Annotated in this window: 9 protein-coding genes; 7 read left to right on the forward strand and 2 right to left on the reverse strand. The window is 57.3% G+C overall.

What is annotated here, in order from left to right; genetic code table 11:
- Nucleotides 1-174 precede the first annotated feature (174 nt).
- Nucleotides 175-2,052 (reverse strand): vWA domain-containing protein, encoded by a 1,878-nt coding sequence (locus HMPREF2857_RS09885; RefSeq protein ID WP_070644075.1) that lies wholly within the window; start codon nucleotides 2,050-2,052, stop codon nucleotides 175-177.
- A 489-nt stretch (nucleotides 2,053-2,541) separates the two neighbouring features.
- On the reverse strand, nucleotides 2,542-3,657 hold the full coding sequence (locus tag HMPREF2857_RS09890; protein ID WP_070595626.1) for a branched-chain amino acid aminotransferase: 1,116 nt from the start codon (nucleotides 3,655-3,657) through the stop codon (nucleotides 2,542-2,544).
- 222 nt (nucleotides 3,658-3,879) lie between these two features.
- Here HMPREF2857_RS09890 and HMPREF2857_RS09895 point away from each other — a divergent pair, with 222 nt between their 5' ends.
- The 7 genes from HMPREF2857_RS09895 (at nucleotide 3,880) to HMPREF2857_RS09925 (ending at nucleotide 14,598) form a co-directional block, all read left to right on the forward strand.
- Nucleotides 3,880-5,418 (forward strand): leucyl aminopeptidase, encoded by a 1,539-nt coding sequence (locus tag HMPREF2857_RS09895; RefSeq protein WP_083310555.1) that lies wholly within the window; start codon nucleotides 3,880-3,882, stop codon nucleotides 5,416-5,418.
- A gap of 173 nt (nucleotides 5,419-5,591) precedes the next feature.
- Nucleotides 5,592-7,622, forward strand: a complete 2,031-nt coding sequence (gene sucB, locus HMPREF2857_RS09900; protein ID WP_016423041.1) for a 2-oxoglutarate dehydrogenase, E2 component, dihydrolipoamide succinyltransferase — start codon at nucleotides 5,592-5,594, stop codon at nucleotides 7,620-7,622.
- Nucleotides 7,623-8,191: 569 nt separating this feature from the next.
- A complete protein-coding gene (locus HMPREF2857_RS09905; RefSeq protein ID WP_016423042.1) occupies nucleotides 8,192-9,817 on the forward strand; it encodes an inorganic phosphate transporter in 1,626 nt (541 codons plus the stop codon).
- Between the two features lie 152 nt (nucleotides 9,818-9,969).
- Nucleotides 9,970-10,773 (forward strand): lipoyl(octanoyl) transferase LipB, encoded by an 804-nt coding sequence (gene lipB, locus HMPREF2857_RS09910; RefSeq protein WP_070644077.1) that lies wholly within the window; start codon nucleotides 9,970-9,972, stop codon nucleotides 10,771-10,773.
- Between the two features lie 9 nt (nucleotides 10,774-10,782).
- Entirely contained in the window at nucleotides 10,783-11,841 is a 1,059-nt protein-coding gene (gene lipA / locus HMPREF2857_RS09915) for a lipoyl synthase (RefSeq protein WP_049192902.1), read from the forward strand.
- 93 nt (nucleotides 11,842-11,934) lie between these two features.
- The gene (locus HMPREF2857_RS09920) at nucleotides 11,935-12,714 is read left to right on the forward strand and encodes a DUF4191 domain-containing protein (RefSeq protein ID WP_069359204.1); all 780 of its coding nucleotides are present in this window, start codon (nucleotides 11,935-11,937) and stop codon (nucleotides 12,712-12,714) included.
- Between the two features lie 264 nt (nucleotides 12,715-12,978).
- Nucleotides 12,979-14,598, forward strand: a complete 1,620-nt coding sequence (locus HMPREF2857_RS09925; RefSeq protein ID WP_172620275.1) for an aspartate:alanine exchanger family transporter — start codon at nucleotides 12,979-12,981, stop codon at nucleotides 14,596-14,598.
- Nucleotide 14,599: the final 1 nt, after the last annotated feature.

The following is a 14,599-nucleotide window of genomic DNA, read 5'->3' on the forward strand; positions in this document are numbered from 1 at the left end:
CATGAAAGTGTCATAAACTCACACAGTTTCACATCTGCAGCCCTTAATTCTTGGAGTTGTCAGTTGTTGTGGCTAAGTAGCAAAAATGTGCCCGCCAGCGATACGCCAGGCGGACACACTTTTGCTGCCTTCCCCTCCCCCCCTGCTCAGGAACTTTCTGATCTTACGGTTTGTCTACTCCTTGCGCTTCTTGTTCTGGTAGACGATTGCGCCGGCAATGCCGATAAACACGGCGACCACTGCTACAACGGTGCCAATGACCAACGGGCTCATGCCCTCATCTTCCATGTCCGACGAGGATGCGGATGCCTGAGAATCCGTATCCGAGGAGTCAGATTCATTCGACGCATCTTCTGACGAGTCCTTTGACGATTCCTGTTCCGACTCTCCCTTGGCCAGAATCGGCTTATCGGATGGAGTCGGGCCGTTCTTGTCAGTCGGTCGCCAGTCAGGCCCCTTAGTTGGCTTGTTGTCCAGGAGGAATGCGAGCTGGAACGGCTGATCGATGCCACTGACCTCTTCATCCGGGCGATAGTTAGCCATTCGGACAGTCGCGTAGTAGTAGCCGGCGTTGGCTACAGGTCGTCCTCCAACATTAGATTCTCGGTTGTTGTATTCGACCGGACGATCTGTTGACAAGTTCAGGTCCTCGGAATCCTGATAAAAGTGCATTGTTCCATCCGCCACGGAAACCTCGAATGGATTCAACAGCGCAACTCCCATGGAATCGGCATTATCGCGCTCCGAATTTCCAGTGCGGGCAGCAATCACTGGTCGCTGACCCCACTCGACAGGGATCTTGTAGAACTTCTGTTCACCGGGCACGATTGTGTCAGAGATGGTATCCCCAGATTTAACTTCCGGCGCTTGGGCTGCGTTATTGCCACCGTTTACGGGCTTGGCCTCTCCAAAAGTGGCCTTTTTGTAGGCTTTGTCGCCGGCCGAAGAAGACCGCCCCTCATTTAGTTTGTCAGCATCCTGCTTCTTCAGCACTGGCTCAAACTGGACGCTAACCTCGACCTTCACCGGTTCATCACGATAGTCCGCTACTGAATCACCGTCATAGACCCACACGTTATTTGCGACGAGCCACTTGGTTTGATCGCAACTGGATTCGATGCGGTCACTATCCCATGCAAGAATGCTTGCATCAGCCGAAGTTGGAGTCCACGAATCGGCACTAGCTTCGGCGCCAGTCAGCGACCCCATACGACCGTCGTCCTGGCATTTTCCGCCAGTTTCATTGATGATTTCGTCAACTTCAGTTCGGACATCCTGCTGGCCCTTACCCTCAGCATCGATATTCGCTAACACCTTTGAGGTAACAATCGCGTTGTGTCCCTTCGGCACTGCGATTCGGTAGTAGAGCGGGGTGCGATCGTGCTGGGCAACCTCTGGCACCAGCGTCGTCTGGTACTTGCCCTCGCCGAGCCATTTCGCGCCTTCCTTAGTCTCGGAGAACTCGAAAGGAGTACCCGTGGTTTCGTAGCCCTGCACTGACCGCTGAGTCAAGAACTTCATGTGGTCTGCAAGCTGGGTAGCATCGTCCGCAGTCATGCTCTGTCCACCGGATACCTGCGCAACACACTCCAGCTCAGCGCGAGCTTCTTCATCGACCTTGAAGCCCACTGTGTGAATCGTCAGGCCAACACCCTGCCCTGCCAGTTCCTTCGCAACCTCACACACCGGTGGCGGCGCGCAGGTGTCGATACCGTCAGAGACCAAAATAATTGACCGCTCACCGTCTGGGCCAAGCTCATCAGCCGCCTTACGCAGTGCATTGCCGATCGGCGTGTAGCCCTGAGCTTCCAACCCGGCAATCCTGCTCTTCAGGCCTTCTTTGTCGACCTTTTGGACAGGCGACAGCACCTCGATGTCCTGGCAACCACGTTCGCGGTTGGATTCATCACTGGATTCGCGCTGGCCATAAACCAGCATGCCAAGCAGCGCATCATCCGGGAGGGAGTCAATCAGCTCCGTGGATGCGCGCTTTGCCGCATCGAGGCGGGTGCCTCCGGCGTCGTCGGCAAGCATCGAACCAGACAGATCCATGATTAGCTCTGCTTTTGCTTCGCCCGTACCCCCTTCGCCCGTAGGAGCGGGCTGTTCCATCCCGGACGGCGAAGGCGAATCTTGGGCTGCCGCCACCGGAGCCGGAATCGCACTAAACCCAATCGTCCACGCAGCCAACAACAGAGTGACAACGATGGTTACCCTTAGGCGCTTTGAACTACTTGACGAAAAACTATCTTTAAAAAAGTCTTGAACTACCACCATCACAGCGCCTCAAACTGTTTTCCCAACTACAAAAATCAATCGTGTTGGTAGTTTTTCACAGTGACCCCGGTCACGCTAGAGGTGTTTTTAACGACTAAACAAATGCCGTCTGAACAATTCATGAACCATGAGAAAATCGCACAGCCGTTGGGGAGCCAGCAAAGCAAAAACGCAGCCCCTGACCAGCGAATACTAAACAGGGGCTGCGAAAGTACTAATTCTAGTAACCACTATTAAATTTTTCTTAGCCGACCTACGCCGAAACTAAGCCTCAACGAGCTTGTAAATCCAACCGTGGGTATCCTCAACCTCGCCGTGCTGGATACCGGTCAGGCGCTCGCGCAGCTTCATAGTCCACTCGCCCGTCTCGCCGCCGTTGACCTCAAACTCGCCCTCAGCGGACTTCACAAAACCGACCGGGGTGATGACTGCAGCGGTACCGCAGGCGAATGCCTCGCTCATAACACCGGAGGTGGCATCATTCTTCCATTCCTCGGTGGAAATGCGACGCTCCTCGACATTCATGCCCAGATCCTGAGCAGCCTGCAGCAGCGATGCCCGAGTAATGCCCGGCAGCAGCGAACCAGACAGCTCTGGAGTCACCAGCCGAACACCCGCGTCAGCATTCTCATCCGGGTAGATGAACGCCAGGTTCATGCCGCCCATCTCCTCGATGTACTTGCGCTCGACAGCGTCCAGCCACACAACCTGGTCGCAGCCCTTTTCCTCTGCCTGCTGCTGAGCCGCCAGCGAAGCTGCGTAGTTACCTGCGAACTTCGCAGCACCGGTACCGCCCGGCGCGGCACGCACGTACTCGTGGGAGATCCACACGGTCACCGGGTTAATACCACCGGAGAAGTACGCGCCAGCAGGTGAAGCGATGAGCAGGAAGGTGTAAGAGTTCGACGGGTGCACGCCCAGGGTGCTCTCGGTGGAGAACATGATTGGACGCAGGTACAGGGATTCTTCGCCACCAGCTGGCGGCACCCATGCTGCATCGGCTTCAACCAGCAGGCGGATTGCCTCGAGGAAGGTCTCCTCCGGCAGCTGCGGCATTGCAATGCGGTCAGCGGAGCGCTGGAAGCGACGAGCGTTCTGCTCCGGGCGGAAAGTAACAATGGAACCATCCGGCATGCGATACGCCTTCAGTCCCTCAAAAATCGACTGCCCGTAATGCAGGACCGAAGAAGACGGCTGCATTTCAATCGAACCGTATGCCTGCAGCTTGGCGCCATGCCAGCCTTTGTCTGCAGTCCAGTCAATTCGGACCATGTGGTCGGTGAAGTGCTTACCGAAACCAGGGTTGGCCAAAATCTCCTCGCGCTCGGCATCAGAGAGTGGATTCGGGTTACGTTCGATTGCAAATTCCAAAGCAGACATGTCTTTCATCCTAAACCGTCGAGGATCGAGTCGTATCAATACTCGCCCCCGAAAGACCGTGTTAGTCAGGGCAATGTCAGCGTCGCGGGCACTAGGCGCGGGTACATTCCAATAGTCGTGGCGCTGGCTCGTCAGTCCGCTGTCCAGGGGTGAAGGACACGAACCGGCAAATAGGGATACGGTGGTGTACCACATAGTACGACTACAAGGAGATGCAACTACATGTCAGTCCCCGCTAACAATGATTCGGCACAGCTCGGCGCCTCTCGCAACGCCGCTGTTTTGTCCAATTACCTGCCGGCTATCGGCACTCGCGTGGTCATCGCTGCCGACAACTCTCTGCCCGCGGACGCCGACGCGGTTCTCGTCGCGCTTATCGACGGCGAGGATGGCCTCGAGCTGGTCGCACCCGAGGCCATCGGTTCGGTTGCAGAGCAGCTGCTCGCCTCCTTTGAGGCAGTCTCCGCCAGCGCTAAGGCCGAGTCCGTGACCACCATCCCGGCTCCTGCTGGCCTGGATGTCGACAGTGTCACGGGCGTTGGCGTGGGTTCTGAGGACCTGGATGCCGAGGACATCCGCCGTGCCTGCGGCGCCGCTGCGCGCCGTATGACCAAGGCCAAGGTGGTCTTTAACACTCTCGGCGCCATCGATCCGCAGGCTGCAGCCGAGGGCTTTGCGCTGGGCGCTTACGCTTACTCCGGTCAGAAGAGCGACGAAGAAAGCAACGAGGCCACCCAGAAGGTGGTTGTGTTGGGCGCTGATGACGACGTCGTAAAGCGCGCTGCAGCGATTGTGGATGCCGTTGCCACCGCGCGTGACTTCGTCAATACAGCATCGTCGCACCTCTACCCCGAGACGTTTGCTGACGCTGCTGCAGCGCTAGGCCGTGACGCGGGGCTCGAGGTCGAGGTGCTTGACGACGACGCTCTGCGCGCCGGCGGTTTCGGAGGCCTCAATGCCGTGGGTGGTGGATCCTCGCGCGGGCCGCGCCTGGTGCGCCTGATTTGGAAGGGCGATGAGTCGGCAGAGAATTCGCTGGGACTGGTCGGTAAGGGCATCACCTTTGATACCGGCGGTATTTCGCTGAAGCCGGGCGCCAGCATGGAGAACATGATCTCCGATATGGGCGGCGCTGCGGCTGTTATTGCCACAGTCGTCCTGGCTGCTCGCCTAGGCGTATCCACCCCAGTGACCGCAACCGTTCCAATGGCGGAGAACATGCCGGGCGGTAAGGCGTACCGTCCGGGCGATGTCATCACACAGTACGGCGGTAAGACCATTGAGATTCTGAATACCGACGCAGAGGGCCGCCTCGTACTCGCAGATGCCATTGTCCGCGCCTGCGAAGACAATCCGACTCACCTGATTGACACCGCCACCCTGACCGGTGCGCAGCTAGTCGCTCTTGGCGAGCGCACCCCGGGTGTCCTGGGTAACGACGAGTTCCGTGACCGTGTTGCAGAGCTGTCTCAGAGCATTGGTGAAAATGGTTGGGCAATGCCGATTCCAGTTGAGCTAGCAGAGGCCCTGAAGTCGCCGGTAGCTGACCTGCGGAATGTCACGAACTCTCGCTTTGGTGGCATGAGCGTTGCAGCTGCATACCTGCGCGAATTCGTTGGCGAGGATGTTGAATGGGTTCACATCGACGTTGCCGGTCCGGCCTTCAACACCACCGGGGAGTATGGTTATACCCCGAAGCGGGGCACTGGTGTTCCGGTTCGGACGATGTTCTCTGTGATTGAGGATTTGGCAACGAAGTAGCCGGTCATCCGACTGCGTCCCGCCCGGCTGGAATCATGGCTGGAATGAGCTATTCCAAGCACCAGTCGAAAGCGGGCGCAGCCCACGGGGCAAGCAGAGTTTTCAACCTGTAAGCTAATTTGTAATAACCGTCTTAAAACGAGATTTCTTAACTTTTCGAGGAGTGCACAAACATGGCGACCTCTATTGAGATGCCGGAGCTCGGTGAATCAGTTACCGAAGGCACCATTACCACCTGGCTGAAGAAGGTCGGCGACACCGTCGAGGTCGACGAACCGTTGCTCGAGGTTTCCACCGACAAGGTCGACACCGAAATTCCATCTCCGGTCGCCGGTGTTCTCACCGAGATTCTCTTTGAAGAAGACGACACCGTCGATGTTGGCGAGGTCATCGCAAAGGTCGGCGAGCCGGGCGAAGAGCCGGAAGGCGCTGACGATTCCGCTGAGGAGACCGAGGAAGAGGCTCCGAAGGAAGACGCTGAAGAGCCAAAGAAGGAAGCACCGAAGGCTGCCTCCGGTTCCGCTACTGATGTTGAGATGCCGGAGCTCGGCGAGTCCGTCACCGAAGGCACGATTACCACTTGGCTGAAGAAGGTCGGCGACACCGTCGAGGTCGACGAACCGTTGCTCGAGGTTTCCACCGACAAGGTCGACACCGAAATTCCTTCCCCGGTCGCAGGCACCCTGCTCGAGGTCCTCTACGACGAAGACGACACCGTTGACGTCGGCGAAGTCATCGCTCGCGTTGGCGATGCAGACGCTGCTCCGGCTGCCAAGGAAGAGGCTGAAGAGGCATCTGCCGCAGTCGAGAAGGACGAGGAGCCAGTAAAGGCTAACGAGGAGACTGAGGAAGACTCCACCGACGTTGACGCTGGCGACGCAACTGACGTTGAGATGCCGGAGCTCGGCGAATCCGTCACCGAAGGCACCATCACCACCTGGCTGAAGAAGGTCGGCGACACCGTCGAGGTCGACGAACCGTTGCTCGAGGTTTCCACCGACAAGGTCGACACCGAAATTCCTTCCCCGGTCGCAGGCACCCTGCTCGAGGTCCTCTACGACGAAGACGACACCGTTGACGTCGGCGAGGTCATCGCTCGCGTTGGCAGTGGCCAGCCAAAGAAGGCTGCACCGAAGAAGGAAGCTCCAAAGGCTGAATCCAAGCCGGAGCCGAAGAAGGAAGAGCCGAAGGCAGAGTCCAAGCCGGAGCCAAAGAAGGAAGAGCCGAAGAAGGAGACTCCGAAGGCTGAGGCTCCGAAGGCTGAATCCAAGCCTTCCGCTAACAAGGACGTTCCTTACGTCACCCCGCTGGTCCGCAAGCTGGCTGACAAGCACGGCGTTGACCTGACTAAGGTCGAGGGCTCTGGAATCGGCGGCCGCATTCGTAAGCAGGATGTTCTGCGCGCTGCCGAGGGCGGCCAGGAGACTACTGCTGAGTCCGGCTCCAACTGGTCCACCAAGGGCGTTCGCCCTGAGCTCGCTGAGCTGCGCGGCACCACCCAGCGTGTCAACCGCATCCGCGAGATCACCGCTGCCAAGACCCTCGAGTCTCTGCAGACTTCCGCACAGCTGACCCAGGTCCACGAGGCCGATATGACTGCCATCTGGGATCTGCGCGCTACTAAGAAGGCTGAGTTCGAGAAGAAGCACGGCGCAAAGCTGACCTTCCTGCCATTCTTTGCAAAGGCAATCGTTGAGGCTCTGGTCAGCCACCCGAACGTCAACGCTTCCTGGAACGAAGAGACCAAGGAGATTACCTACCACGAACAGGTCAACCTGGGTATCGCTGTCGATACCGAGCGTGGTTTGCTCTCCCCTGTCATCCACAACGCTCAGGATATGTCCCTGCCGGAGCTGGCTGCTGCTATTGCGGACATCGCAGACCGCGCTCGCAACAACAAGCTGACCCCGAACGACCTGTCCGGCGGCACCTTCACCATTACCAACATCGGCTCCGAGGGCGCTCTGACCGACACTCCGATTCTGGTTCCGCCGCAGGCCGCAATGGTCGGCACCGGCGCGATTAAGAAGCGCGCAGTAGTCGTCACCGAGAATGAGGCAGATGCCATTGGTATTCGCGCCATGGTCTTCCTGCCAATTACCTACGATCACCGCCTGATCGACGGCGCTGATGCAGGTCGCTTCATGACGACCGTTGTTGATCGCCTCGAGGTTGCTAACTTCGAATCGGATCTGCAGCTCTAAGCAGCTTGCTCCCCTCCTGGGGTAGTAGCGCCGCGGGAATCTAGCTGGCTTGCTAACAGGAGGTTCTGCCTCTTCCCTGCCCGCGTTAGTCGCACTTTGCGGCTGACGCGGGTATTTCTTTTGCCGCATTCGTCCCGCAGTTGAACCTAATCAGCGATTCCTTCAAATGCGCAGGCCCCCTATTCTTGGCTAGTGCTCAGATTTCACGTAGCCACACATAGCTAGCAAAGGCTCCATCAGCACAAAGAATTAACGTGCTGTTATTGCGCCGTTAAGCCATTAGCAGACAGCGGGAGGGTCGAACCGAAAGCAAAGCTGCAAGTAGCAAATGTGCATACTTTTTGTCCTGCCGAAATGCGAGAACACCACACACCCCCGCACACAGTTCCGGCTATCGCTTTCAGCTACACCGACGAGAGCTGAAGATAGCGATAATTAAATTCATTATTTGTTAACCTCGCCGTCACCTAGTTAGCAATTAGCCTTTACCAATCTAAGAAATCATTAGACAGCAGGCTTCTTTGGCGTGCCTATTTTTGCTCTCTGTACGTAACTTAGAAAGGTGGAGCATGTCCTCGGCTCCAGCGAATACTAGTTCGTCGACCGGGACCACATCATCTGAGCAATCGAGCTCCTCAGATAAGTGGTGGCACCTCTTCTTCGGCGGGCTTCTCGCAATCAACATCGTAATTTTTGTCTTCTGGGCTTATGACTTTGTGGGCCCGCAGGCAAATACGGCAATCCTTCTGATTACCATCGCGTTCGCCGTCTTCATGGCGTTCAACATCGGCGGTAACGACGTTGCTAACTCCTTCGGTACTTCAGTCGGTGCCGGCACCCTGAGCATGAAGCAGGCGCTTGTTGTCGCTTCAGTCTTTGAGGTTTCGGGCGCCGTCCTCGCTGGTGGCGAGGTTACTGACACCGTCCGTTCCGGCATTGTGGACCTGAACGCAATCCACGGTTTGGACCCGATGGAGTTCGCCTTCATCATGATGTCCGCGCTTCTCGGCGCGGCAGTGTGGCTCCTCGTTGCCACCCGCATGGGTTGGCCAGTCTCCACTACCCACTCCATCGTCGGCGGTATCGTCGGTGCCGCACTGACGGTCGGTTTCATCACCGGCAAGGGTGGCTGGAGCATGGTCCAGTGGGATCAGATTGGTCAGATCGCCGTTTCCTGGGTCCTCTCTCCGCTCCTCGGCGGTTTGGTCGCGTTCCTCCTGTTCGGCGGCATTAAGAACTCGATTCTCGTCTACAACGACAAGGCTTCCAAGCAGCTGCAGGCCATCCACCAGGAAAAGGCGGACCTCAAGGCGCAGCACCGCGACGACTTCGAAAAGCTCCCTGAGCACGATCAGATCTCGTACACCAACGCGATGCTTCGCGACGCGACGACGATGCGTGACAACGACTGGACTCCGGATGACCTGGAGTCTGAGTACTTCCGCAAGCTCGTCCACATCGAATCCAAGGTTGATGATGTCCGCGCTCACCGTGCGCTGGAAGCTTGGGTTCCGGGTCTAGCAGCCCTGGGCTCTATTGTCATCTCCGCGATGATGCTGTTCAAGGGTCTGAAGAACCTTCACCTAGGGCTTTCCAGCCTGGACAACTTCCTGATTATGGGCATGATCGCCACCGCAGTGTGGCTTGCCGTTTACATCTTCGCGCGTACTTTGAAGCGTCAGGATTTGGATCGTTCCACCTTCCTGCTGTTCAGCTGGATGCAGGTCTTCACCGCTGCTGCGTTCGCTTTCTCCCACGGCTCGAACGACATCGCTAACGCGCTTGGCCCGTTCGTGGCAATTCTGGATGTTCTCCGTACCAACGAGATCTCTTCCGAGTCCGGCGTCCCGCTGGCAGTCATGACCACCATGGGTGTCGCTCTCATCTCCGGTCTGTGGTTTATCGGCCGCTTCGTTATCAAGACCGTCGGATCCGGCCTGACTGAGATCCACCCAGCATCGGGTTTTGCCGCAGAGCTTTCCGCTGCTGTAGTCGTTATGATTGCTTCCCTGCTGGGTCTGCCGGTTTCCTCCACCCACATTCTGATTGGTGCCGTTCTCGGTGTCGGTATCGTTAACCGTGCCGCTAACTGGAACCTGATGAAGCCGATTGGTTTGGCCTGGGTTATTACCCTTCCGGCCGCTGCAGGTATCTCGGCAATCACCGTTTCCATCCTCCGCGTCGTCTTCGGCTAAGCCCACAAAAGCACGCCACTTTTACCCCGGCGGTCACTTTCTAGTGACCACCGGGGTATTTTTACGTCTGGCGCTATCCAAGTAAGTTTGGCGCTATCCAAGTAACAAGTAATCTGAGGCCTACAGAATTTCGGCGTATCCTATAGGCCACCATGACTGCCCCAAGAAAACCTTTTACTCGCGCAGATAAATCCATTCGGGAATCAAGCTCCGACATCGAGATTCAACATCTCGGCCTTGTCGACTACGAAGAGACCTGGCACCTACAGGCAGACCTTGCTGCCAAGCGTGCGAAAGACCTAATTCCAGATCAGGTTCTCGTGCTTGAGCACCCGAGTCTTTACACAGCAGGAAAGCGCACCCAGCCGGAGGACCGTCCTACCAATGGGTTGCCGGTCGTCGATGTCGACCGCGGTGGCCGCATCACCTGGCACGGCCCGGGCCAGCTTGTGATGTATCCCATCATCAAGCTCGCTCAGCCGGTCGATGTGGTGGACTACGTCCGCAGACTGGAAGAAGCCCTCATTCAAACCGTTCGCCGAGCCGGCATCGCGGCTGCTGGCCGCATCGATGGCCGCTCGGGGGTATGGGTTCCCGCATCAAACGGACTGAGCGACCGAAAGATTGCGGCACTGGGAATCCGCGTGACCCATGGTGTAACCATGCACGGACTCAGTCTGAACTGCGACAACTCTATGGAGTTCTACAACTACATCATCCCGTGTGGCATCTCCGATGCTGGAGTGACCACCCTATCCCGGGAGCTTGACCGAAATGTTAGCGTGTCAGAGATGACAGAGTCGCTTCTGGCAGATTTGCAAGATGCTTTGGAAGGCCGTTTGACCGTTGCCGACCATTCCTTCGGCTCCGCGCCCGACCCCACGAAGGACCTGCCACACCGGGTGAAGCACAACTCCACCACCGGCATATTCGAGTACTCATCAACAAAAGAGTAGGATGAAACTGTGACTGTTAAGCCAGAAGGACGTAAGTTACTGCGCGTCGAGGCACGAAATGCCGAGACCCCTATCGAGAACAAGCCCCGGTGGATTCGCAACCAGGTTCGTCCGGGCCCCAGCTACAAGGACATGAAAAACCGTGTCTCGGGTGCCTCTTTGCACACGGTCTGTCAGGAGGCCGGCTGCCCGAACATTCACGAATGTTGGGAAGACCGCGAGGCCACCTTCCTCATCGGCGGCGATAAGTGCACCCGCCGCTGCGACTTCTGCCAGATTAACTCAGCCAAGCCCGACCCATTGGATAAGGATGAGCCGCGTCGTGTTGCGGAATCCGTCCGCGAGATGGGTCTTCGTTACGCCACTATCACCGGTGTCGCCCGCGACGATCTGCCCGACGGTGCATCCTGGCTCTACGCTGAGACCTGCCGCCAGATCCACGAACTCAACCCGAATACCGGAGTCGAGCTCCTTGTCGATGACTTCCGTGGCGACGAATCTGCAGCACAGCAGGTCTTCGATGCCAAGCCTGAGGTTTTCGCCCACAACGTGGAGACGGTGCCTCGTATCTTCAAGCGCATCCGCCCCGCATTCCGCTACGAGCGTTCCTTGGAACTCATCACTCGCGCTCGCGAAGCTGGACTGGTTACCAAGTCCAACCTCATCCTGGGCATGGGCGAAACCTATGACGAGATCATCTCCGCTATGCAGGATTTGCACGATGCCGGCTGCGATATTCTGACGATTACTCAATACCTCCGCCCCACTCCACTGCACCATCCAATTGAACGTTGGGTTAAGCCGGAGGAGTTCGTCAAGCTCTCCAAGACCGCTGAAGAGATGGGCTTTGCCGGCGTCATGTCCGGCCCGCTGGTCCGCTCTTCCTACCGCGCTGGACGGCTCTACGCCCGCGCACTGGCGCACCGCGGTCAGGAACTGCCGGCGCATCTGTCCGCGCTTGCCGACGACAACGACAACAACCTCGCACTTCAGGAAGCCTCGACTCTGCTCGACCGCTATGGCGCATCGGAGGATACGCCAGTCACTTCGGCTATTCCGGCTTCCTAGAGGCTGACGGCCGCAGCGCCGTCGTAAAGCGAAACGGCGCTACGGCGCGGTCTATTGCCTAAAACTACATCGCATGCCCTAAAGTTGGTGATTATGGCGACCAATGATGCGAAAGAAATGAAGAAGGCGAACCGCGCCGCCAAGCGCGCTCAGCGTAAGCAGACTCGTAGCCAGATGTGGCAGGCGTTTAAGCTGCAGCGCTCGCGGGACAACAAGCTCGTGCCTTACATGGCACTGGGCTTCTTCGGTCCGATCATCCTGCTGTTACTGCTTGGTCTGCTCATTGGTGGAGTCTGGCCCTGGATTCTGACGATTATTGGTATTTCGATCGGCTTTATGGTCGCGATGTACATCTTCTCCAAGCGTCTTGAGGCCTCCTTCTACACAGAGGCGGAAGGCCAGGCCGGCGCTGCAGCGTGGACGCTGGACAATATGCGTCAGGGCGTTGGCTATGTCTGGCACGTCAAGACCGGTGTTGTCGCTAATCAGCACATGGATGCTGTTCACCGTGTTATTGGTAACGCCGGTGTTGTGCTGGTCGGTGAAGGTGATCCGAACCGCGTCAAGCAGATGATTGCTCGTGAGAAGAAGTCGCTGGCACGCATTGCGGGCGAAGCGCCGATTTACGACATGATTGCTGGTAGCGACGAGGGCCAGGTCCCGCCGAAGAAGCTGCAGCGCGAACTCATGCGTTTGCCGCGCAACCTGAATAAGGATCAGGCCAACGCTCTGAATGAGCGCATCCAGTCGATGGACCGTATTCGCGATGCGCGCGCGAACATGCCCAAGGGTCCAATGCCGAAGGGCGCTAACCCACAGGCCGGCATGAACCGTCGTGCGCGCCGTGCCGCCAATCGCGGCAAGAAGCACTAGAGGTTTTAGCTAGGTTTCACCAGGGTCGGTTGCTCGGGCAACCCGCCGAGGGAAAACCTAGGTTGAAGCAGAAAAAAGGGGCTTTCGGGCCCCTTTTTGTGCTCTAACGCTTTAAAACGAAGCCTAAAGCCATGCCTTCAAACACAGTTATTGATGTCTTGTTGAAGTGATTGCTCTCACTTATCACGCTGTCAGCAAAGGTCGTATCCTTGCTGGAAACAATGCTTAATGAAGATTACTGCTAGTTGTGCCACCATGGGATATGTGCAACTCTTGGCTGAAAATGAACTCTTAGCGCTTCTAGTGATTTTGTTTCTTGGCCTGGCAATTGGCCAGATCAAGATCTTCGGCTTCAAGCTTGGCGTGGCTGCCGTCCTCTTCGTCGGCCTTATCCTCGCGACTATTGAGCCGGAAATTCAAATCTCCCCGTTGATTTACATCGTGGGCCTGGCATTATTCGTCTACACCATCGGGCTGGAGGCGGGCCCCGAGTTCTTCAGCTCGTTACGCTCGCGCGGCATCAAGCACAACCTGTTCGGCATTGGTGTGCTCGCAGTTGTCACCATCGAGTCTTTCCTGCTGATCAAGTTTTTGCCTATCGATCCGGTGGAAGGCGCAGGCGCCTTCACAGGCGCCCTGACCAACACCCCGGCTATGGCAGCAATCGTCGATGCTCTTCCTAGCCTCATTTCGGATAAGGGCGAGCTGGCCGCTGCGCACGATATGCCGGTGATTGGTTACTCCCTGGCCTACCCAATCGGCGTGCTGGCAGTGATTGCCTCTATCGGTATTATGTCGAAGGTCTTCCGCGTCGATCACGACCAGGAAGCTATTGACGCAGGTGTCGCCGCGCTTCCGCTACATACTCGGGACATCAAGATTCTCAAGGACGACCTGCCTTCCATCACTGACCTTCCGTCGAAGTTCGGTTTGGACATCACGGTTTCGCGCATTGAGTACAAGGGCCACCTCTACATTCCGTCTCCGGGTGACACTGTCTCCGTCGGCGATATTATTTCCGTCGTCGGTACAGAGGAAGAAATTGCTCGTGCCGCCGAGTACATTGGCGAGCTTATGCCGGGTGATCCGACACACGACGGTCGCCTGGACTTCCGCCGCATCTTCGTCTCTGCATCTGACGTGGTTGGCGTACCCATCGCGGAGCTTCAGACTCGCATGGATGGCATGATCATTACGCGTATCCGCCGCGGCGACCACGACATCGTCGCGGAACCAAACATGCGCCTAGAGCTTGGTGATCGCGTCCGCGTAGTTGCACCGCCAGAGAAAATCAAGGACGCAACAAAGTTCTTCGGCGACTCTTACAAGAAGCTTTCCGACGTCAACCTCTTGCCACTCACCCTTGGGCTTACGCTGGGTGTCTTGGTGGGTCTCATCAAGATTCCGCTTCCGGGCGGCAGCTCGTTAGCCCTGGGATCCGCTGGTGGTCCACTGGTTGTGGCGCTGATTCTGGGTGCTGTCGGCCGCACTGGCCCGTTGGTTTGGCCTATCCCCTACTCGGCCAACCTGGCGTTCCGCACCATGGGTCTAGCACTGTTCCTGGCTGGTATCGGCACCACTGCTGGTAAGGGATTCCAGGCTGCGTTGTCTGACCCGGCATCACTGACAGTTCTGGGTCTTGCCGCCATCATCGCGTTTAGCTCCGCACTGTTGACCCTCATTGTCGGTCACCGTGTGCTGAAGATTCCATTCGGCCAAACTGCGGGTATCCTCTCGGGCTTGCAGACTCACCCGGCAGTGCTCTCATACGTCAACGACCAGGCCAAGAACGAGTTGCCGGCAATGGGATACACAACGGTGTATCCAATGGCCATGATCATGAAGATTATTCTCGCCCAGGTCCTGGTCGTGTTGGTGCTATAGC

Origin of the sequence: Corynebacterium sp. HMSC076C10 (assembly GCF_001812455.1) — a bacterium.
Taxonomy (GTDB): domain Bacteria; phylum Actinomycetota; class Actinomycetes; order Mycobacteriales; family Mycobacteriaceae; genus Corynebacterium; species Corynebacterium jeikeium_D.